This window comes from Rhodococcus sp. NPDC055024 (assembly GCF_053608585.1).
This window is the reverse complement of the sequence record NZ_JBSGVT010000020.1, coordinates 74749-94782: the sequence shown is the minus strand read 5'-3', so window position 1 is coordinate 94782 and position 20034 is coordinate 74749. Positions and strand designations below refer to the sequence as shown.

The following is a 20034-nucleotide window of genomic DNA, read 5'->3' as shown; positions in this document are numbered from 1 at the left end:
TCACCGATCGGTGACAGGCGCGCTTTCGTATGTCGAGGTTCTAGAGGTTGCGAACCGTGTTGATACCGAGCGACATTCCGGCCAGCCCGCGCTGACGGACAGCCAACTTGTCGGCGATGTCCTTGAGTGCGATGGCGGCGGGTGAGTCGGGAGCGCTGAGGACGATCGGCGTCCCGGCGTCGCCTGCCTCGCGGACGGACGGATCCAGCGGGATCTGTCCGAGAAGCGGCACCTTGGCGCCGACGGCCTTCGTGAGGCGATCGGAGACCGTCTGCCCACCGCCTTCGCCGAAGACGTCCATACGGGTGCCGTCGGGAAGCTCGAGCCACGACATGTTCTCGACGACGCCGGCCACACGCTGACGGGTCTGCAGGGCGATGGCGCCCGCGCGCTCGGCGACCTCGGCAGCAGCCTGCTGCGGTGTGGTGACGACCAGGATCTCGGCGCCCGGGATGAGCTGAGCCACCGAGATGGCGATGTCACCGGTGCCGGGCGGCAGATCGAGCAGCAGCACGTCCAGGTCGCCCCAGAACACGTCGGCGAGGAACTGTTGGAGCGCGCGGTGAAGCATCGGTCCGCGCCAGACGACGGGAGTGTTGCCCTGGGTGAACTGCGCGATGGAGATCATCTTCACGTCGTGGGCGACGGGCGGCATGATCATGCGCTCGACCTGAGTCGGCTTGGCGTCGGTGCCGAGCATGCGGGGGATCGAGTGACCGTAGATATCCGCGTCGAGTACACCCACGGACAGTCCGCGCGCGGCCATCGCCGCCGCGAGATTGACTGTCACACTGGACTTTCCGACGCCACCCTTACCGGAAGCCACGGCGTAGACGCGGGTGAGTGAGCCCGGCTGGGCGAAGGGGATGACCGGCTCGGCGGAATCGCCGCGAAGCGACTTGCGGAGTTCGGTTCGCTGAGCGTCGTCCATGACGTCGAGTTCGACGCGGATCGCGCCGACTCCGGCGACGTCGGCGACGGCCTTGGTGACGCGTTCGGTGATCTCGGTGCGCATCGGGCAGCCGGCGGTCGTGAGATAGATGCCGATGTCGACGCTGTTGTCACTGGAGAGGGTGATCCCCTTGACCATCCCCAGTTCGGTGATGGGTTTGCGGATCTCTGGGTCCAGAACTCGCGCGAGCGCTGAGCGTACGTCGGACTCGGTCAGTACAGACATGACTCCATGGTAAGTCCAGGTAGGTCAGTGGATGCGCGGCAGGTCCGATGCGGCGGGGACGATGCCGGTGGAGTACCCGAGCGACCAGGCCAGAACGTTGGCGACGTAGGCCGCGGAGTTGTTGTAGCGGTGGATCGCGGACGCGACCTGGGTGACGTCCTGCATGTTCAGTCCGCCGTCGCACAGGTACTTGCCGGTGGTCAATGCGGAGTCGAAGAGGTTCTGCGGGTCGGCGATTCCGTCACCGTTGCCGTCGCCGGCGTACTGATTCCAGGTGGACGGGATGAACTGCATCGGGCCGACTGCACGGTCGTAGACGGTGTCGCCGTCGAGGGCGCCGCCGTCGGTGTCCATGATGACGGCCTGGCCGGGCAGGCTGCCGTTGAGCGGCAGACCGATCACGGGCTTGTAGAGGTTGCCGTTCGCGTCGGCATCTTTGCCGTCGTTGGCGTGACCGGATTCGACGCGGCCGATACCGGCGAGGAGCGTCCAGTGCATGTTGCAGTTGGGCTTCTCGACGGCGAGGATCCGCTCGGCGTTCTGGTAGGCGGCGACGCTCACGCTCGGGATTCCGAGTGCGCCCTCGGCCATGGATGCCGGGAGCGGGGGAGTCGCTTGCACGGGAGCCAACGGCGCGGGCTCGGGCGCTGCGGCGGGAGCGGGCTCGGCGATTGCTTCGACAGCGGGCAGGATCTGCGCCTGCGGTTCCTGCGTGGCCTGCGCAGCGTCGACCGTCTCGGCGGAGCTGGCGTTGAAGAACGGGACCTTGGGAGCGGCGCCGGCCGTGTTGGCTGCGGTGACGAGTCCGATAGGGATGAGTCCGGTGAGCGCGATGACCGAATTTCGACGGATGTGCGAATCTGTCTTCTTGCTGTGCCGACCCACTGTGTATGCCTCCTGAACCTCCGCGAGGAGGTTTTCCGTTCAACTGACGGAGTCGAGGCTACCTGATTTGTTGCGTTTCCGTTATTCAACCGTGATCTAGAAGGGCAGTTTGGGGCATATGCACTGTTCTTTCGTGATTTTTAGGTTACAGAGCGGGCATGCCGGGCAGACCCGGGAAGAACGGCACGAATGCCGGAGCCGGGGCCGGAGCGGGCTCCGGTGCGGGTGCGGGTGCCGGTGCGGGCTCCGGCGAGGGGGCGGCGGGCGGCGAAGATTCCGCGGGTGCGGCGTCGGTGTTCGCGGGTGCCGTGGCAGCCACAGCCATGCCTGGGACCGTGCACGGCAGAAGGATGCCGTCCTGCAAGGCGTCGAGGGCTGCGGGGTCCGGAAGGATCACGCACATGTCGTCGGGCCAGCGCCATCCCTCGGCCGTCAGAATCGGCCAGACGAGACCCCGTGAGGTCAGGACGGGGAGCGGGATGATCGGGCCGGGGGCTGCGTTCCGGGCGGCGTTGGGTCCCGGAGTCGGGCCGGCCGGCATTACTCCCGGCGGGATCAGTGCCTGGATCTCGGGTGAGAGCGCGGGCATGTCCGGCAGACCGGGGAAGAGGGGAGTGGTGGTCGGGCTTGCCGTCGTCGACGCTGATTCCTTGTCGCCGGCTGCCGGATCGGTAGCCGCAGCAGCGGCGAGTACGGCCGAAGCGGCGGAGTCTGCCGAGGCGGCGGCGTTGATCGCCGAGCTACCGGTGTTGATGCCCGAGGTGTACGGCAGCTGACCGGAAGGAATGACACCGTTCTTGTATGCCGTCGACCACATGATCACGTTTGCTGCGTACGCGGCTGAGTTGTTGTATCGCAGAACAGCTTTGGTCTCCTGAGTGACATCGCGCAGATTGAGTCCGCCGCTGCAGAGGTACTTCGCTGCCGAGAGTGCCGCATCGAAGACGTTGTTGGGGTCCTTGATTCCGTCCCCGTTACCGTCGCTGGCATATCCGGCCCAGGTGGCCGGAATGAATTGCATCGGCCCGACGGCGCGGTCGTGAGTGGGGTCGCCGTCGATCGCGCCCTTGTCCGTGTCTCGAATGACTTCGTTGCCGGCCAGCCGTCCGTCGAGGACAGGGCCGAGGATCGGGGTGACCGTTGTACCCACCGACGTCGTCTTGCCGCCGTTGGCGTGACCGGATTCGATGCGGCCGATGCCGGCCAGGAGATGCCAGGGGATTCCGCATCCCGGTGCCTCGGTCATCATCACCAGCTCCGCGGAGCGGTATGCGTTCAGGACGATCTCGGGGATGCCCAGAGAGGTGAGGACGACAGCCGCGGCGTTAGGGGCTGCCGGGGCGCCGGCGACCGCATCGCTGGGCGGGGCAGATCTTTGCGTTCGGACCGTGCGGGGCGTCGGGAGGAAGTCGACAGAGTCCGGCTGTGCAATCGAGGCGGCGCCCGCCAGTGCGATGGGAACCTGTGACCCTCCGGTCGGTGCGCTTCCGGCAGTGAGGGCCGCTGGACCTGTGACGACGAGCAGTCCCCCCACCAGTGTGGATGCTGCAATCATTCCGCGTACTCGCACGATTCCCCTTTGCTGGCGCTCCCGCTCCGGAGTACCCACCGTGATATCCATATTGCTGTGACTTACGTTACATATCGGTCACGGTGCGTGCAGCAAAACTCAGCGAACGCTCAGCTAGTTGTGACTTTGTTTCGCAGTATTCGAGTCACGGTGCTTCTTTTTCGGGGTCGGTTCGCCGTCGGCAGCAAGGATCGACTTGATCTCTTCGAGCTCCCGTCGCAGGTAGTCGCGGGTGGCAACCTCGCCGACGGCGATGCGCAGAGCTGCGAGTTCACGGGCGAGGAATTCGGTATCCGCCTTGGTTTGCTCGGCGCGCGAGCGATCCTCCTCGAGCGAGACCCGGTCGCGGTTCTCCTGACGGTTCTGGGCCAGGAGGATCAGCGGCGCCGCATAGGCGGCCTGGGTGGAGAAGGCCAGGTTGAGCAGAATGAACGGGTACGGGTCCCACTGCAGAGCCACCGCGAACACGTTGATCAGGATCCAGACGATCACGATGATCGTCTGGATCGCGAGATAGCGCCCGGTGCCGAGGAAGCGGGCGATGCGTTCACTGACGCGTCCGACAGCTTCGACGTCGAAATCGAGATTGAACCGGCGGCTTCCGCGAGGCGTTTCCAGTCGTTGCCGTGCGGTCGTGCTCGACGCCCGTTCGCTCATCGGAGTAGTTCCTCGTCGTCGGAGTAATCCTCACGCCAGTCTTCCGGCAGGAGGTGATCGAGCACGTCGTCGACCGTCACGGCCCCGATCAGGTGGTTCTCGTCGTCCACGACCGGCCCGCATACCAAGTTGTAGGTCGCGAAATATCGGGTGACCGACGCCAGCGAGTCGTCCGGGGCCAACCGGGGCATGTCGGTGTCGAGAAGTCCGCCCACCAGACTGGCGGGAGGCTCGCGGAGAAGTTTCTGCAAGTGGACGCAGCCGAGGTAGCGCCCGGTCGGAGTCGCGGTAGGCGGACGCACGACGAACACCATGCTCGACAGGGCCGGGGTCACGTCGTAGTTGCGGGCGCGGGCAAGGGCCTCGGCGACGGTCGTCGAGGCCGTCAGCACCACCGGTTCGGGCGTCATCAGACCGCCGGCGGTGTCCGGGGAGTGCTCGAGCAGGCGTCGAACAGGTTCGGAATCCTGAGGGTCCATCAACTGCAGCAGTGATTCGGCTTCGGTCTCGGGCAGCTCGCCCAGCAGGTCGGCAGCGTCGTCGGGATCCATCGCTTCGAGCAGATCGGCGGCACGTTCGACTTCCAGGTGCATCAGCAGATCGGTCTGATCGTCCGCAGGCAGTTCCTGGACGACGTCGGCGAGACGTTCGTCGTCGAGTGCCACGGCCAGTTCGTGGCGGCGTTTCTCCGGCAGTTCGCGCATGGCGTTGGCCACGTCGGCGGGCCGCATCCCTTCGTACTGCAGAAGAAGGTGAGCGACGCCCTGGCCGGGGAGCGAGAGGTCGCTCTGAGTGAGACCGGCGACGTGCTGCCAGTCCACGACGTGAATCGCCGCGCGTCGACCGAGGCGTCCGCGATGGCCGCGAACCGCGACCTTCGAGACGACCCAGTCGCGGGTTCGCGTCGATTCGATCCCGAGGTCGACGACTATCGTGTCGGCGCCGTGAAGCTCTTCGAGTTCCGGGTCGTCCACGCGCACATGTGAATCGAGTACCTGTGCCAGAGCGAGAACCTCGCCCGGACGCTGGTTGAAGCGCCGCAGACTGACGTTGCCCGTGGTCAGGGTGACCGCACTCGGCTCGATAGCCGTCACTCGCAACATCGGGACGAAAATGCGTTTGCGCGTGAACATTTCGATCACCAGACCGAGAACCCGCGGTTGCTGGCGTCCGATGCGGACCGTGATGACGACGTCGCGCACACGACCGATCGATTCGCCGTCCGGGCCGAGGACAACCAGGCCGGCAAGCCTGGCTGCAAATACCTTGCCTGCTGCTGCCATGATTGCAAGGCTAATTCGTCCAGCGTCAAAATCTGCAACGGCGCCACCGAAAACCGAGAAGGGCAGTCCGCAAATGACTTCACGCAACCGTTCCCGTCGATCGGTATTGGCAGTTCCCGGCAGCAGTCGGAAGATGATCGACAAGGCGAAGGGATTGCCCGCCGACGAGATCTTCCTCGACCTCGAAGACGCAGTGGCGCCGCTGGCGAAGCAGGCGGCTCGCGAGTCGATCGGCGACGCGTTGGCCGAGGACGGGTGGGGCAAGCAGGTCAAGGTCGTCCGGGTCAACGACTGGACCACCGAATGGACGTATGCCGACGTCGTGGAGGTGGTGGGCCGTGCCGGAGCCCATCTCGACGCCATTCTGCTGCCCAAGGTTCCCGACGCGAGTCACGTCCAGGCGCTCGATTTGTTGTTGACGCAGGTCGAGAAAGCCAACGGTCTCGAGGTCGGCAGAATTGGAATCGAACCGCAGATCGAGAACGCGATCGGGTTGACCAACATCGACGCGATCGCCACCGCGAGCCCCCGTGTCGAGGCACTCGTGTTCGGTCCGGCCGATTTCATGGCGAGCCTGAACATGCGAACTCTGGTCGTCGGCGAGCAACCGGACGGCTACGACCGCGGTGACGCTTATCACCACATTCTGATGACCATCTTGATGGCCGCACGGGCACACGGAGTCCAGGCGATCGACGGGCCGTACCTGCAGATCCGCGACGTCGAGGCCTTCACTCGTTCGGCGGCGCGAACGGCAGCGCTCGGCTTCGACGGCAAATGGGTACTGCATCCCACGCAGATCGAGGCGGCCAACGAGGTGTTCAGTCCGCGCCAATCCGATTACGACCGTGCGGAACTCATCCTCGACGCGTACGCATTCCACACCTCGGCCGCCGGGGGAGGGCGCGGTGCCGTCATGCTCGGCGACGAGATGATCGACCAGGCGAGTCGCAAGATGGCACTGGTGATTTCGGCGAAGGGGCGCGCCGCGGGGATGACGCGCACGTCGGAATTCACGCCACCCGAACACGCCTGACGCTCGCATAGCCGAACGAATCAGGTCTGTAAAGGGCACAATAGGGGTAGATGTACTTGCGTCATCCACGTGGATGACGTGCCCGAAAAGAGGAGCGCAGCCAGCCATGTCCAATCCGCTCGGTCAATCGTCGAATGGGTCGCGCCGTGGAGCGTTGCCGACACCGCCTTCGGGATGGCCCATCGGGTCGTACCCCACCTACGCCGAAGCGCAGCGCGCAGTCGATTACCTCTCCGATCAAGAATTTCCGGTTCAGGACGTCACGATCGTCGGCGTGAATCTGATGCAGGTCGAGCGCGTCCTCGGTCGGTTGACGTGGGCCAAGGTGATCGGTGGCGGCATCGTCTCCGGTGCCTGGCTCGGTGTGTTCTTCGGCCTGGTGCTCGGAATCGTCACCGGCGGCTTCCTCGCCCCGCTGATCGCGGGCATCGTGGGCGGCATCATCTTCGGTGTCATCTCGACGACCATCCCGTACGCCGCGACGCGGGGGCAGCGGGACTTTGCCTCCACGATGCAGTTGGTCGCCGGACGCTACGACGTACTGTGCGAGCCCAAGACGGCGGAGTCGGCACGCGACCTTCTTGCCAAGCTCGCCATCTGACATTCTTGCTCAGGCTGCCAACTTGTGTGATCTCGGTTACTTTATGTACACGCGGGCGAGGTAACACTCACCTTCCCGTGACCGTTTGCCGGACAAGGAAATAGGTCCCTTCTCCGGCAAAAGTGCCGATGTGTGGTGCGTCGGCCAGCCGTAACGACTGCGCCGTCTCGCCGCCCGAGGAGGACGGCTGTGCAGAACAAGAGATCGCGGGCGGGGCAGAAGAAGAAATTGAGGGTGGGGCTGCTCGGCGCGGCAACGTTGTTGTTGGCGCCCTTGCTCAGTGCGTGTGGATCAGGCCACGACGACGGGGTGGTGCTGTCCTTCTACACCGCCGCCGACGGCGCCGAGCAGTATGCGCAGGCCGCCGCCAATTGTTCGGCGGCCTCGAACGGCGCATACCGGGTCGAGCAGAAAACTCTGCCCAAGGGTGCTGACGACCAGCGACTTCAGTTGGCCCGGCGTCTGACCGGCAATGACAAGTCACTCGATCTGATGACGCTCGACGTGGTGTGGACTGCCGAATTCGCCGAAGCCGGTTGGGCATTGCCGCTTCCGGCCGACGTGGCGGCCGAGGTGAGCGGCGGGACTCTCGAGGGCCCGCTCGAGTCGGCGAAGTGGCAGGACCAGCTCTACGCGGCGCCGCTGAACACCAACACCCAATTGCTCTGGTATCGAAAGGATTTGATGCCGGACGGCCAACCGCCCCAAACCTGGGATCAGATGATCGACATCTCCGAAGGTCTGGCTGCGGAGGGACGACCCAGCTGGATCGGCGTGCAGGGCAAGCAGTACGAAGGATTGATGGTCTGGTTCAACACGCTTCTCGCCAGTGCGGGCGGATCGGTGGTGGGGCCGGACGGAACCACGGTGACGGTCGCCGACGGTGACGCTGCCCAGCAGGCGCTGACCGTCATGAAGCGCGTCGCCACCGCCGAGGGCGCGGATCCCTCGATTTCGCAGGGAGACGAAGCGTCGTCGCGCCTGGGCATGGAGAGCGGTAAGTCCGCCTTCCAGGTCAATTGGCCGTTCGTGCTTCCCGGCATCATGGAGAACGCCGAGAAGGGCGATCTTCCGTACATCGACGACAAGGGCAACGTCACCAGCCAGAACACCGGCAACACTGTGCTGACGGTGAACGGTGAACGGAATTTCCTTGCCGCTCCTTATCCTTCGGTGATCGAGGGCAAACCGGCGGAGGTCACGATCGGCGGCTTCAACGTCGCGGTGGCCAAGACCAGTCAGCATCCGGACCTCGCTTTCGAAGCGCTCACCTGCCTGCGTAACGAGGAGAATCAGCGCAACAATGCCGTCGCCGGCGGTGTCCCGCCGACGCTCGAGAGCCTGTACGACGACCCGGCCTTCCAGGAGGCGTACCCGGCATGGCGTGAGGTTCGCGACAGCCTGGACACCGCGTCGGTCAGACCGGTTTCTCCTGCCTATCAGAGTATTTCGACACTCATCACTGCCACGCTCAACCCTGTGGGAAACATCGATCCGGAATCGACCGTGAACGATCTGGCCGAGCAGGTACGCAAGGCAGTCAATTCGGAGGGGCTGATTCCGTGACGATCGACAGCGAAAACTCCGGAGCTGCAACGGCAGTCGCCGACCCCTCGCCGGAGCCGAAGCTCTCCAGGAAGTCCAAGATGTCGGACGGAAAGGCGGCCGAGCGTCGACTCGGCCTGTGGTTGGTGGCGCCGGCCGCGATACTCATGGTCGCAGTGACCGCATATCCGGTGGTCTACGCCGTATGGCTGAGTTTGCAGAGGTACGACCTGCGCTTCCCTGATCAGCGAAAGTTCGTGTGGTTCGACAATTACGTATCGGTGCTGACCGACGGCTACTGGTGGCAGGCGTTTGCCGTGACGACGTCGATCACCGTCATCTCGGTCATCATCGAGTTCGTCCTCGGCCTGACCATCGCGCTGGTGATGCACCGGACGATCGTGGGTAAAGGCCTCGTCCGCACGGTGGTGCTCATCCCGTACGGCATCGTCACCGTCGCGGCGGCGTACAGCTGGTACTACGCGTGGACGCCGGGAACCGGCTACCTCGCCAACCTCCTGCCCGACGGCAGTGCGCCGCTCACAGACCAGATACCGTCGCTCGCGATCATCGTCCTTGCCGAGGTGTGGAAGACGACGCCGTTCATGGCGCTGCTCCTGCTCGCCGGGTTGGCGTTGGTTCCGGACGACCTCCTCAAGGCGGCTCAGGTCGACGGCGCCGGGGCGTGGACTCGCTTGGTGCGCATCATCCTTCCGCTGATGAAGCCCGCCATCCTCGTCGCACTGCTGTTCCGCACGCTCGACGCGTTCCGGATCTTCGACAACATCTACGTGCTGACGAAGGGAGCGAACGACACCGGGTCGGTGTCGATCCTGGGTTACGACAACCTGTTCAAGGCGTTCAACCTGGGCATCGGATCGGCGATCAGTGTGCTGATCTTCGTGTGTGTGGCCCTGATCGCGTTCGTCTTCATCAAACTTTTCGGTGCCTCGGCTCCCGGATCCGATACGGAAGGACGCTGACATGACGGTGACTCCCAGACTCAAGATCAGCTGGTCCGTGGTCAACCTTCTGGTCTTGTTGTACGCGTTGGTTCCTGTTCTGTGGATCGCCAGCCTGTCCTTCAAACCTGCCGGAACCATCAAGGACGGCAAGTTCATCCCGGAGAAGTGGACGCTGGACAACTACCGAGGAATCTTCGACACCAGCGCCTTCACCAGTGCACTGATCAACTCCATCGGCATCGGACTCATCTCGACGGTCATCGCCGTGGTGATCGGAACCATGGCTGCGTACGCGATTGCCCGCCTGGATTTTCCGGGCAAGAAGCTGTTGGTGGCCGTTGCCCTGCTGATTGCGATGTCCCCGCAGATTTCATTGGTGAGCCCGCTGTTCGACATCGAACGACGGCTCGGACTTTTCGACACCTGGGCTGGACTCATCCTGCCGTACATCACCTTTGCGTTGCCGTTGGCGATCTACACGCTTTCGGCGTTCTTCAAAGAGATCCCGTGGGAACTCGAGAAGGCTGCGCAGATGGACGGCGCGACGCCGGGGCAGGCGTTCCGGAAGGTGGTAGCTCCGCTCGCCGCGCCCGGCATCGTCACTGCGGGCATTCTGGTGTTCATCTTCTGCTGGAACGATCTGTTGTTCGCGATTTCGCTGACGTCGACCGAACGCTCCATCACCGCCCCAGCAGCCATCGCGAACTTCACCGGCGCTTCACAATTCGAGGAGCCCACCGGGTCCATCGCCGCGGCCGCAATGGTCATCACCATTCCGATCATCATCTTTGTTCTGTTCTTCCAACGTCGTATCGTGGCCGGGCTTACTTCCGGCGCAGTGAAGGGATAAGCCTGTGGCCGAGATCGTGCTGGACAAGGTGACCAAGCTGTACCCGGACGGAGCCAAGGCGGTCAGTGATGTCGACATCACCATCGCCGACGGAGAATTCATCATTCTCGTGGGCCCGTCCGGTTGTGGAAAATCCACGACCCTCAACATGATTGCCGGGCTGGAAGACATTTCGACCGGTGAGCTGAGAATTGCGGGTGAGCGCGTCAACGAACGCGCACCCAAGGATCGCGACATCGCGATGGTGTTCCAGTCGTATGCGCTGTATCCGCACATGACGGTGCGCCAGAACATTGCGTTCCCGTTGACATTGGCGAAGATGTCCAAGGACGAGATCAATGCCAAGGTTGACGACGCAGCGCGGGTACTGGACCTCACCCAGCATCTCGATCGCAAACCGGCGAATCTGTCGGGTGGTCAGCGTCAGCGTGTCGCGATGGGACGCGCAATCGTGCGCAGCCCGAAGGCGTTTCTCATGGACGAGCCGCTTTCCAACCTGGACGCAAAACTGCGCGTGCAGATGAGGACAGAGATCGCCCGCCTACAGCAGCGACTCGGTACGACAACGATTTACGTGACCCACGACCAGACCGAGGCGATGACGCTCGGCGATCGGGTGGTCGTGCTGCGCGGCGGCATTGTGCAACAGATCGGTGCGCCGCAGGAACTCTACGATCGTCCGAACAATCTGTTCGTGGCGGGGTTCATCGGGTCCCCGTCCATGAACTTCTTCCCCGGGCAGTTGACTGCCGAGGGTGTGAGCACGCCGATCGGTGACGTTCGCCTACCAGCGGCGGCGCAGTCGAAGATTTCGGCCAGTGGATCGGGTAAAGACGTGGTGGTCGGGATCAGGCCGGAACATTTCGAGGATGTCGCACTGGTCGATGCCGCGCAGGCGCCGCACGGCGGGACGTTCACTGTCGACGTCGACGTGTTGGAGTCGATGGGTTCGGACAAGTACGCGTATTTCCTTGCCGGTGGTCCTGCCGTCAATTCTCGTGAACTCGAGGAACTCGCCGCAGATTCGGGAACGGCTGTCGCTGGTGGCGGTCAACTGGTTGCCAGGCTCTCGTCCGAGTCCACGGTGTCCCAGGGCAGGTCGATCGATCTCTGGTTCGACCCCGCCAAGATCGCGGTGTTCGATGGCGGTACGGGAGCCAATCTGCTGCTGTGAACCTCTACCCGGGCAAGGTGACCGAATACGTCGCGGCCCAGGGGAGCGGTACCTGTTCCGGGCCGGGCGCGGAGTCGGTCGGCTCGGGCAGGGGGATCAGCAGGCCGAACTGTTCGTGATGGGTCGTGGCCGGGGCGGCTTGTGCTGTCTCGGTCACCACTGCTATCGGTGCGGCGGCCAGGGCGCCGGCGACGGCAAATCGAGTGGCGACGCGACGCTTACCTGCTCGGGTCCGAATCGTGGACTCTCCGGTGAAAATCATGGTCTCTCCTGTGAGAACTGTGTGGGGGGATGAACCTGCCTTTCACGGTATTGCGGGTTGATTGTGAAATCTCGTGTGCGAAGCTCATTCACAGGGAACTGGGATGGGCGGCACAGGAGGACACATGAACGGATCCTCGGTACGAACCGAACACCTACCCGGCGGCCCGGACCTCGAACGGATACTGCGCGAACACGCATACCGTGGTGCGTACCTCCAGTTGGCGGTGCGCGGCGCTCTGGTGCTGTTCATCGCCCTGACATTGATCTTCGTCCCGCCCATGAACGACGCGGGATGGTGTTTTGCCATCCTGGGCGCGTACGCCCTCTGGTCGGCAGCGGTGGCTTTGTGGATCCGCAGGGGCGGCACCGGCCCGGTGACGATGATCTGGCTCGGGTTGTTCGTCGACCTCGCTGTGCTCGCAACTTTGACACTGCTGACCGGTCTCGCAGCCGAGCAGAGTTGGACCGCCGACATCCTGAGCAACGGGCTCTTCGTCATTCCGGTCCTGGCGTGTACACAACTGCGGACCGACGTGTGTGTCGGCGTCGTGGCCTGCACGATCGGTGTGTTCTTTGCTTCCAGTTGGGCAACGATGACTTCGAACTCCGAGCCGTGGCCGTCGATCCTGTTGAGCACCATGGCCTTGGGCGGAGTGGGAGCCGGCGCCGTCGGGTTGACTCGGATTCAGAGATCACGCGTGCTGACCATCGGACAACTCGTCGGGCATCGCACGAGCCTTCTTGCCGAGCTCATGGGGCTCGAGCAGCGTGAGCGCACGGAACTGTCGGAGCAATTACATGACGGGGCGCTGCAGTACGTCCTCGCGGCGCGGATGGATCTCGAGGAATTGGCAGACAGCGCGGAGCCTGTCGCCTTGGCGCGTGCCGCGAAAGCGCTCGGTGAAGCGACAACGCTGTTGAGATCCTCCGTCTCGGAGTTGCATCCCACTGTCCTTGTTCACGTGGGTCTTGCCCGCGCAATCGGGGACCTCGCGCGATCGGCGCAGGGACGCGGCGGAGTAGTGGTCGACGTCGACACTTCGGGCTGGAACGACGATCTGCGCACGTCCGCGGACGACGTCCTGTTCGGCGCCGCACGAGAGCTGCTGGCCAACGTCGTCAAACATGCCGGTGCGCACAATGTTCGGATCGAGCTCGCACGACTGGACCACCGTGCGGTGCTGGTGGTCTCGGACGACGGCCGGGGGATCAGCGCCGATCGGATTGCCGAACGACGAGCTGCCGGCCACATAGGGCTGCTCTCGCACGAGCTGCGGGCGGTTGCCGCGGGCGGCTCGTTCTCGGTCGGGCCGGGCGAAGAGTCCGGAACCCTCGCGCGAGTCGAGATACCGTTCCAGATCGCCACTGCCACTGGCGCTGCCCCTGACCACGATCGCTGAGGAGTTGTCGATGACACTGATCACCGATCGCGAGCTCAACCTGGCGACACTGGCGAGGCAACTCCTCCTGCGGCGCGCCGATGTCAGCGCCTTGGATGCGATCGAGCGCCTGGCAGGTCTGCAAGCACAGGCGCCGACGCCTCCCTATCTGGCACTGTGGGCGCGGCTGAAGAACTTTGCGGCAGAAGACCTCTCCACCCTTGTGGAGAAGCGTCAGGTGGTGCGGCTGGTTGCTATGCGGGGCACGGTCTTTGCCCTCTCTGCCGCGGATGCGGGCCCCTTCCGGGCGACGGTTCAGACGATCATGGAACGCGATCTCCACACCAACAGCACACAGCGTGCGGCGCTCACCGGGTTGGATCTCGACGCTCTGGCGCAGGCGGGAAGGGACCTGGTAGCGGACGGGCCGCTTACCCAAATGCAGATGAGGCCTCTACTGGCGGAGCGTTTTCCCGGCCACACGCCAGAAGGGTTGGCACACGGAGTTCGCGGACTGTTGCCGATGGTGCAGGTTCCACCGCGAGGGTTGTGGGGACAATCCGGCGCACCGGCGCTGACGACGTTGGAGAATTGGCTGGGCGCAGAAGTGGATTCCATTCCGGTGCCCGACACACTGGTGCTGCGTTACCTGGCCGCGTTCGGCCCCGCGAGCGTGAAGGACGCCCAGGCGTGGTCGGGTCTGACCAGACTCGCCGAAGTATTCGAGCGGCTACGACCCGGCTTGGTCACCTTTGTCAACGAGAATGGGGCCGAGGTGTTCGACCTGCCGGACGCGCCACGACCGACCTCCGGAACACCCCCGGTTCGCATACTCGCACCGTTCGACAACATCTTGCTCTCGCACGCCGACCGCTCGCGAATCATGGACGAGCAGTACCGAACTCGCGTCTTCACCGTGAACGGCATCATCAAGCCCGCCATCCTGGTGCGCGGGAAGGTGGTGGGATTTGCGACGGTGACGCCGGCAAAGGAGACGGTCAAGTTGAGCGCGACTCTGTTTGCGCAGCAACCGAAGACCGCCCGCGCGTCCATCGAGAAAGAAGCGCGTTCGTTGCTGAAGTTCATGCACCCGAAGATCCCGAACCGCGAGGTTCACTTCACTGTATCTACGTAGCAGGCTTGTGCTTTCGCGGTGCTCGATCGCGTAGTTCGGCCACGATCTCGTCGTTCCACATGTGGCGCCGCACCAACCGGTACCGCTCGCGTGCAATCCACAGATATGCTTCGGCATCGGTGTGCTCGGGCAACATGTCGGCGCCCCGCAGCATTCGCACGACGGGGAGAAACTCCTCACCGAACCAGCGGCGGGCGACGGTGTCCCGGCCGAGAAACTCACCCTTCTCCTGCATGAGGCGAAAACCCCAGGCCTCCACGCACTCACTGAGTTCGGCGTACTCCCACGGGTCCGTGACTTGTACGGCTTCGCGTTGAGAGCCCTGTAGCGGAACGCGGGTGAGGAAGAGGCGGCGATGGTCCTTGATGAGCAGATCGGCGCGCTGAGTGATGCCTTCCGGTGAGATACGCGTGATGATTTCGGTGACGTACGCGTCGATTGTCTTCTGGTGCATCGCACACGCAATGGACACTCGGTGGTGTCCGTCGATCACGAAGTGCATGGAGCCGACGCGATACAACTGGACAGGTGGAACCGATTCGCCGCGTCGTTGCGCCACGGCAAGCCGTTCCCAACGCGCACGAGAGTGAGTTGAAGTCGGCCGGAAGTACCTGTCGAAATCTCCTGTGCGGTCGACACTTCCGACGATCGATTCGATGGTGACGACCTGCAGACCCAGAGACTTCTCGCCGACCTTGCCGAGAGCGGCGACAACCTCGTCGAACGGCAGGATCGCGTTGACGTCGTCCGGTTCGCGTCGTAGCCAACTGACCAGACGTGCCACGTCGGCGCGTCGACGCTGACGAGCAAAGTCGTTTTCCGCGTCGGCTGTGGGAAAACCGGTGTCACGAGCCATGTCGGCGCCTCACGATCGTCGGCGGAGTACCTGGGGAAATTTCCATCAGCGTGAAGCCGACGGTATTGAGCACGATAGTCCGGCCCACCTCCAGATCGAGAGGTGTTCGCCCGTGCGGATGGATGTGTCCGTGGATCATGACCGTCGGATCGAGGTTGTGAATCAACGGCGTGAGGCATTCGAACCCTCGATGTGGTCGATCCTCGGCGTCGCCGACGCCACGGGCGGGGCTGTGGGTGAGCAGCACATCCACGCCCGTCCGGCTGCCGGGAAGTCTCGATTGCCAAGCGTTTCGCCAGGTGAGCGAGCGAGCGCGTCGACTCTGCTGGCGCTCGGACCACTGATTGGGGCCGGTGTTGTATCGGATGGAACCGCCGAGGCCCGCGATCCGCAGACCGGCGACGGTCACGATGCGTCCGTCGGCGTTGACCGCGCCGGTGGGCCCTGGCCACTGCGCGGGCATGCCCGCCCGCATCCAACCCGATCTCTTGTTCGAGTATCCGGACAGATCGACGTCGTGGTTCCCGGGAACGAACACGCAAGGCGCGTTCAGTTGATCCGACAGGTACTCCAGATAGGCAAACGGCAGATCGCCCGCACCGAGGATCACGTCGACTCCGAGCGAACGAACCTGACTGCTCCACAGGTATTCGACGGTCTCGTCGCTGACAGCAAGAACGGAGACCATTTCGACGACGCTACCGCCAGCGCGAGGTATCTGCGCTGCGAACCTCGAGGGCGCGGTGTTTAGATGGACGAGTGTCAGACAGCGTCGTATCTTCCGTCCGGGCCCATCTCGTCAGCAGCATCGAGGGGCCGGAGCCCGCCGCTGCCTCGGTGACGTTCCTGGGCGTCGAACCGCTGGACGTGCTGCGTTTCGAATCACCCGACGGCCTGGTCCGCTACATCACCCTCGGTTGCTCGCGTCATCCGATGGGCGACCCCAACGAACTGGTCGCAGACCCCACGCGCGGACCCCGCGCCGAGTTGGTGCTCACCCTGCGCGGAGGAACGGGTATCGCGTCGGGTGTGGCCAGGACTCTCGCTGTGCTGGCTGCCGCACCCTCCGTCGAAGGCGTCGTGCTGCTCGAAGACGCGCTGCTGGACCTGGGCGAGCCGCTCTGGAAGGACACCGCGTTCACGGCGGTGCTTCTCGGTGACAGCGGGATCGAAGACCTGACGCTGCCGGAGCCGTTCGATCCGGTGCGCTTCCTCGGCGTGGTCCCCCTCACCGGTACCGAAGCCGCCTGGGTGCGTCTGCGCGGCGCAGAGGCGCTGCGGGAAGCGTGGACCGAGGCGGGGATCGACATCCGCGATCCGCACCGTTCCGCCGCCTCGCTCTAGCTGCGCTGGCGCTTCGTCCGTCAGATCATTCGGCGTGCACGAGGATGTCTGCCAAGTTCTCGAGACTTACCCGAACCGTCCGTGAAAATGCTTTCGTGACGATCGGGTCGGCCATCTTGCCGAATACACCGCCGAGTCCGCTTTCGCTGTCGAGTCGGTAGGTGACCCGAGTGCCGTCACCGACTTCTTCGCAGGTTGTGGTTTGCGAGAAGCTGACCGGACTTTCGACGGACGTCGATTTCGACGATCTCGGTGCGTCGTACTCGGTGAATTCGGATGTCCACTCGAGACGCTTGCCCAGAATTCGCGAGACGCCGTGCCAGCGGCTTCCCACGCCCATCGGGCCGTCGGTGATCTGTTTGCATTCGACCATCGAGTTTTCCCAGTTGGGCCAATTCTCGGCGACGGACAGGTACTCCCAGACGTCTTTGGGTGGCAACGCGATCTCTACGGATTGCTCGACTGTAGGCATGGTTGTTCCTCCACTACTCCTTGGGCCTGAATTTGCTTGTCGCAAAATGGATTTCGGGAACGGAATGAAAATGCGTACCCATATCCATTGTCCGCCTGCGACGGTGGCAAGTACAGGGAGTCAGAAGGAGTTGTTCACAGCCAGTTGTTGCGACGGAAGAGAAAGAACAAGCCGACGCATACCGAAGCGATGAGAAACAGGATGGACTGATAGCCGTATTTGTAGCCGAGTTCCGGCATGTTCTCGAAGTTCATTCCGTAAATTCCGGCAACGCCGGTCGGCACGGCGGCGATGGCGACCCACGCGGAGATCTTGCGCATGTCGGTGTTCTGCTGCACCGCGATCTTCGCCAGCGCGGCATCGACCAGAGAGCTCAACACCTCGTCGTATTCCGAGATGCGTTCGGACACGATCGTGTGGTGATCGCGGACGTCACGAAAGTACCGGCGGATCTCCTTCGGGACGAGACCGCCCGCGGGCTGGGTGAGTTGGAGCAGTGGCAATCCGAGGGGAGTGACCGAGCGTCGTAGTTCCACGATTTCACGTTTGAGCAGGTAGATGTGCTCGACCGCAACGGTGTTTCGCGGGTTGAATACCAACTCTTCCATGCTGTCGACGTCCTGTTCGACCAGCTGAATGACGGAGAGATAGCTGTCGACGACGTGGTCGGTAATCGCGTGCAACACCGCGAACGGGCCCATGGTGAGGCGCTCGGGATTCTGCTCGAGTGACTTGCGCACGCTCGCCAGTTCGGAGTGATCCCCGTGGCGGACGGTCACCACGAAGTCGGGACCGACGAACACCATGATCTCACCGGTTTCGACGATCTCGCTCGCCGTGGCCACGGACTCGTGCGGAACGTAGACGACCGTGCGCAGCACCAGGAACATGACGTCGTCGTAGCGTTCGAGTTTCGGACGCTCGTGTGCATGAACGGCGTCCTCGACCATCAGCTCGTGCAGTCCGAAAGTTGCTGCGACATCTTGCATCTGACCTTCGTCGGGTGCATGCATTCCCACCCAGACGAACGCGTTGTCGCGACTACGAACCTCGGCCAACGCAGCGCGGTGCGTGTATTTGCCCGGCAACCGCACGCCGTCCACGTAGACCGCGCAGTCGACGATCGCGCGTGCAGCAGGAACGGGGATCTTGGGCGCATCAGCTTGCGTCGATTTGCCGTTCGACCAATTCGGCAGTGACGGCATGGTTGGCACGCTCGCTCCTTCTCGGTCTGTAATGCAGTGGAACGGCAGGGGAACGGCACTACAGCGACACCTGATCGAATTGCGCTGCCGCTGCGGCGTAATCGTACGTCAGCTTCCGGCTCGCCCACCGGAGCGCGATGAAGTTGCCGATTGCTGACACACTGGAACAGTGCGAATAGACCTTCACACCCACTCCAACGCATCGGACGGCACCGACACCCCGGCTGCCCTCATGCGCGCCGCAGCCGACGCCGGACTCGACGTCGTCGCCATCACCGATCACGACACGACTTCGGGCTGGGCCGAGGCGGCGCAGGCCTTGCCGGCCGGCGTCAGCCTGGTTCGTGGAATGGAGATGTCGTGTGAAGGTCGAGGTGAGCGTGGTTGGCCGGTCGCTGTACATCTGCTTGCGTACCTGTTCGATCCGACGCACCCCGAATTCGCAAAAGAACGTGAGCGACTGCGCGCCGAACGCGTCGAACGCATCCGGGTGATGACGACCATGATGGCGCGCGACGGTCTGCCCGTCGATCCCGATCAGATCTTGGCTGACGCCGGTCCGTCCGTCGGACGCCCGCACGTCGCAGCGGCCCTGATGCGAGCCGGCGTGGTGTCGAGCATCAGCGAAGCCTTCTCCGACCTGTTGTCCAGTCGCGGGCGATACGACGTGCCCAAGTACGACACTCCGCTCGAGTACGCCGTCGAACTGGTGGCAGCGGCCGGGGGAGTGACCGTCCTTGCGCACGGACGGGCGCGGTCGCGCGGCGGACTGCTTGCACTCGACCACATCCGTGATCTGGCGGCATTGGGTCTCGGGGGTCTCGAAGTCGATCACCCGGACCATCGCAGCGACGATCGCGACGTCTTGAGGCGCCTGGCCGGCGACCTCGGACTGGCAGTCACCGGATCCTCGGACTATCACGGTGAGAACAAGACGATCGGACTCGGCGACGAACTCACGGACGAGGCCGAGTTCGACAAACTCGTCTCGGCCGCCACCGGCGTGGAGGTACTGGGGCGCTGATGCTCGACACCACGCTCTACCTCACCGTGTTCATCACGCTGTTCGTGATCATGGATCCACCCGGAGTCATTCCGGTGTTCTTGTCACTGGTCGGCCGCAAGAGCCGTGAAGATCGCAACCGGGCGGCATGGCAGGCCCCGGCCGTCTCGCTTGCGGTCATCTCGGTCTTTGCCATCGGCGGTCAGGCGATTCTCAACTACCTCCACATCGGCATACCGGCTTTGCAGGGCGCAGGCGGTCTGCTGCTGTTGCTCATCGCACTCGAACTGCTGACCGGCAAGGCCTCCAACCGGCCGCAGGGAGCCGACGACGTCAACGTCGCACTCGTTCCCCTGGGGACGCCGATGATGGCCGGTCCCGGTGCGATTGCAGCCGTCATCGTCTTTGTCGCCCAAGCCGACGGTGAAGCGGGGTCGTACCTGGCGATCGCGCTGGCGATTTTGTCCATTCACCTCGTGCTGTTCGTGGTCCTGCGGTTCTCGACGGCACTGATCCGGATACTGGGCGAGGGCGGCATCAGCCTGCTGGCACGCATCGCGGGTCTTCTGCTCGCCGCTATTGCGGTTCAACTCATTGCGGAATCAGTCCGCGGATTCGTCGCGGGAGCGTAAG

21 protein-coding genes are annotated in these 20034 nt (G+C 63.7%); 11 read left to right on the top strand and 10 right to left on the bottom strand.

The features are described from left to right. Positions 1–40: 40 nt before the first annotated feature. The 5 genes from ACWF6P_RS29050 to ACWF6P_RS29030 form a co-directional block, all read right to left on the bottom strand. The gene (locus ACWF6P_RS29050; protein WP_452623347.1) at positions 41–1177 is read right to left on the bottom strand and encodes an Mrp/NBP35 family ATP-binding protein; all 1137 of its coding nucleotides are present in this window, start codon (positions 1175–1177) and stop codon (positions 41–43) included. 24 nt (positions 1178–1201) lie between these two features. Beyond that, positions 1202–2062, bottom strand: a complete 861-nt coding sequence (locus tag ACWF6P_RS29045) for a lytic transglycosylase domain-containing protein (protein ID WP_378632624.1) — start codon at positions 2060–2062, stop codon at positions 1202–1204. A gap of 145 nt (positions 2063–2207) precedes the next feature. Continuing rightward, on the bottom strand, positions 2208–3683 hold the full coding sequence (locus ACWF6P_RS29040; RefSeq protein WP_452623346.1) for a lytic transglycosylase domain-containing protein: 1476 nt from the start codon (positions 3681–3683) through the stop codon (positions 2208–2210). A gap of 63 nt (positions 3684–3746) precedes the next feature. Then, positions 3747–4289 carry a DUF1003 domain-containing protein gene (locus ACWF6P_RS29035; protein ID WP_003945067.1) on the bottom strand — a complete coding sequence of 181 codons (543 nt, stop codon included), beginning with the start codon at positions 4287–4289 and terminating at the stop codon, positions 3747–3749. Then, on the bottom strand, positions 4286–5572 hold the full coding sequence (locus ACWF6P_RS29030; RefSeq protein ID WP_230817403.1) for a magnesium transporter MgtE N-terminal domain-containing protein: 1287 nt from the start codon (positions 5570–5572) through the stop codon (positions 4286–4288). Before ACWF6P_RS29030 ends, ACWF6P_RS29035 begins: the two co-directional genes overlap by 4 nt. A 73-nt stretch (positions 5573–5645) precedes the next feature. Here ACWF6P_RS29030 and ACWF6P_RS29025 point away from each other — a divergent pair, with 73 nt between their 5' ends. From ACWF6P_RS29025 to ACWF6P_RS29000, 6 genes are all read left to right on the top strand, one after another. Further along, positions 5646–6608 carry an HpcH/HpaI aldolase/citrate lyase family protein gene (locus ACWF6P_RS29025; protein ID WP_452623345.1) on the top strand — a complete coding sequence of 321 codons (963 nt, stop codon included), beginning with the start codon at positions 5646–5648 and terminating at the stop codon, positions 6606–6608. 106 nt (positions 6609–6714) lie between these two features. Beyond that, positions 6715–7209, top strand: a complete 495-nt coding sequence (locus ACWF6P_RS29020) for a general stress protein (RefSeq protein ID WP_003945065.1) — start codon at positions 6715–6717, stop codon at positions 7207–7209. Between the two features lie 228 nt (positions 7210–7437). Continuing rightward, positions 7438–8775, top strand: a complete 1338-nt coding sequence (locus ACWF6P_RS29015) for an ABC transporter substrate-binding protein (protein WP_452623351.1) — start codon at positions 7438–7440, stop codon at positions 8773–8775. 80 nt (positions 8776–8855) lie between these two features. Then, a complete protein-coding gene (locus tag ACWF6P_RS29010) occupies positions 8856–9737 on the top strand; it encodes a carbohydrate ABC transporter permease (protein WP_452623350.1) in 882 nt (293 codons plus the stop codon). Between the two features lies 1 nt (position 9738). Continuing rightward, entirely contained in the window at positions 9739–10569 is an 831-nt protein-coding gene (locus tag ACWF6P_RS29005) for a carbohydrate ABC transporter permease (RefSeq protein WP_452623344.1), read from the top strand. A gap of 4 nt (positions 10570–10573) precedes the next feature. Further along, positions 10574–11743, top strand: a complete 1170-nt coding sequence (locus tag ACWF6P_RS29000) for an ABC transporter ATP-binding protein (RefSeq protein ID WP_452623343.1) — start codon at positions 10574–10576, stop codon at positions 11741–11743. A gap of 4 nt (positions 11744–11747) precedes the next feature. On the opposite strand, the gene ACWF6P_RS28995 is transcribed toward ACWF6P_RS29000, so the two are convergent. Beyond that, positions 11748–12005 carry a hypothetical protein gene (locus ACWF6P_RS28995; RefSeq protein ID WP_452623342.1) on the bottom strand — a complete coding sequence of 86 codons (258 nt, stop codon included), beginning with the start codon at positions 12003–12005 and terminating at the stop codon, positions 11748–11750. Positions 12006–12129: 124 nt separating this feature from the next. On the opposite strand from ACWF6P_RS28995, the gene ACWF6P_RS28990 reads away from it, so the two are divergent. Beyond that, positions 12130–13407 (top strand): sensor histidine kinase, encoded by a 1278-nt coding sequence (locus ACWF6P_RS28990; protein WP_452623341.1) that lies wholly within the window; start codon positions 12130–12132, stop codon positions 13405–13407. Positions 13408–13417: 10 nt separating this feature from the next. Then, on the top strand, positions 13418–14521 hold the full coding sequence (locus tag ACWF6P_RS28985) for a winged helix DNA-binding domain-containing protein (protein ID WP_452623340.1): 1104 nt from the start codon (positions 13418–13420) through the stop codon (positions 14519–14521). Here ACWF6P_RS28985 and ACWF6P_RS28980 read toward each other — a convergent pair. Both ACWF6P_RS28980 and ACWF6P_RS28975 read right to left on the bottom strand, forming a co-directional pair. Continuing rightward, positions 14514–15377: a hypothetical protein gene (locus ACWF6P_RS28980; RefSeq protein WP_003945080.1), complete on the bottom strand. Its 864-nt coding sequence runs from the start codon at positions 15375–15377 to the stop codon at positions 14514–14516. The genes ACWF6P_RS28985 and ACWF6P_RS28980 overlap by 8 nt on opposite strands. Beyond that, positions 15367–16065, bottom strand: a complete 699-nt coding sequence (locus ACWF6P_RS28975) for a metallophosphoesterase family protein (protein WP_452623339.1) — start codon at positions 16063–16065, stop codon at positions 15367–15369. The genes ACWF6P_RS28980 and ACWF6P_RS28975 overlap by 11 nt, the downstream gene beginning before the upstream one ends. A 71-nt stretch (positions 16066–16136) precedes the next feature. Between ACWF6P_RS28975 and ACWF6P_RS28970 the strand changes: the two genes are divergently transcribed. Beyond that, entirely contained in the window at positions 16137–16721 is a 585-nt protein-coding gene (locus ACWF6P_RS28970; protein WP_219466400.1) for a suppressor of fused domain protein, read from the top strand. 25 nt (positions 16722–16746) lie between these two features. Here the strand turns inward: ACWF6P_RS28970 and ACWF6P_RS28965 are convergent, their stop codons facing one another. Beyond that, the gene (locus ACWF6P_RS28965; RefSeq protein WP_378632657.1) at positions 16747–17193 is read right to left on the bottom strand and encodes an SRPBCC family protein; all 447 of its coding nucleotides are present in this window, start codon (positions 17191–17193) and stop codon (positions 16747–16749) included. Between the two features lie 134 nt (positions 17194–17327). After that, positions 17328–18398: a magnesium and cobalt transport protein CorA gene (locus tag ACWF6P_RS28960; protein ID WP_003945070.1), complete on the bottom strand. Its 1071-nt coding sequence runs from the start codon at positions 18396–18398 to the stop codon at positions 17328–17330. A 169-nt stretch (positions 18399–18567) separates the two neighbouring features. On the opposite strand from ACWF6P_RS28960, the gene ACWF6P_RS28955 reads away from it, so the two are divergent. Then, positions 18568–19422, top strand: coding sequence for a PHP domain-containing protein (locus tag ACWF6P_RS28955; protein ID WP_378549608.1), 855 nt, complete (start codon positions 18568–18570; stop codon positions 19420–19422). Then, positions 19419–20033 (top strand): MarC family protein, encoded by a 615-nt coding sequence (locus ACWF6P_RS28950; protein WP_452623349.1) that lies wholly within the window; start codon positions 19419–19421, stop codon positions 20031–20033. Before ACWF6P_RS28955 ends, ACWF6P_RS28950 begins: the two co-directional genes overlap by 4 nt. Position 20034: the final 1 nt, after the last annotated feature.

What these genes read in the sequence shown, in the direction of transcription:
- ACWF6P_RS29050 (WP_452623347.1), bottom strand. Translation starts at nt 1,177, where the DNA reads ATGTCTGTACTGACCGAGTCCGACGTACGCTCAGCGCTCGCGCGAGTT.
- ACWF6P_RS29040 (WP_452623346.1), bottom strand. Translation starts at nt 3,683, where the DNA reads ATGGATATCACGGTGGGTACTCCGGAGCGGGAGCGCCAGCAAAGGGGA.
- ACWF6P_RS29010 (WP_452623350.1), top strand. Translation starts at nt 8,856, where the DNA reads ATGTCGGACGGAAAGGCGGCCGAGCGTCGACTCGGCCTGTGGTTGGTG.
- ACWF6P_RS29025 (WP_452623345.1), top strand. Translation starts at nt 5,646, where the DNA reads ATGACTTCACGCAACCGTTCCCGTCGATCGGTATTGGCAGTTCCCGGC.
- ACWF6P_RS29020 (WP_003945065.1), top strand. Translation starts at nt 6,715, where the DNA reads ATGTCCAATCCGCTCGGTCAATCGTCGAATGGGTCGCGCCGTGGAGCG.
- ACWF6P_RS28980 (WP_003945080.1), bottom strand. Translation starts at nt 15,377, where the DNA reads ATGGCTCGTGACACCGGTTTTCCCACAGCCGACGCGGAAAACGACTTT.
- ACWF6P_RS29005 (WP_452623344.1), top strand. Translation starts at nt 9,739, where the DNA reads ATGACGGTGACTCCCAGACTCAAGATCAGCTGGTCCGTGGTCAACCTT.
- ACWF6P_RS28975 (WP_452623339.1), bottom strand. Translation starts at nt 16,065, where the DNA reads ATGGTCTCCGTTCTTGCTGTCAGCGACGAGACCGTCGAATACCTGTGG.
- ACWF6P_RS29035 (WP_003945067.1), bottom strand. Translation starts at nt 4,289, where the DNA reads ATGAGCGAACGGGCGTCGAGCACGACCGCACGGCAACGACTGGAAACG.
- ACWF6P_RS29030 (WP_230817403.1), bottom strand. Translation starts at nt 5,572, where the DNA reads ATGGCAGCAGCAGGCAAGGTATTTGCAGCCAGGCTTGCCGGCCTGGTT.
- ACWF6P_RS28990 (WP_452623341.1), top strand. Translation starts at nt 12,130, where the DNA reads ATGAACGGATCCTCGGTACGAACCGAACACCTACCCGGCGGCCCGGAC.
- ACWF6P_RS28960 (WP_003945070.1), bottom strand. Translation starts at nt 18,398, where the DNA reads ATGCCGTCACTGCCGAATTGGTCGAACGGCAAATCGACGCAAGCTGAT.
- ACWF6P_RS28965 (WP_378632657.1), bottom strand. Translation starts at nt 17,193, where the DNA reads ATGCCTACAGTCGAGCAATCCGTAGAGATCGCGTTGCCACCCAAAGAC.
- ACWF6P_RS28995 (WP_452623342.1), bottom strand. Translation starts at nt 12,005, where the DNA reads ATGATTTTCACCGGAGAGTCCACGATTCGGACCCGAGCAGGTAAGCGT.
- ACWF6P_RS28985 (WP_452623340.1), top strand. Translation starts at nt 13,418, where the DNA reads ATGACACTGATCACCGATCGCGAGCTCAACCTGGCGACACTGGCGAGG.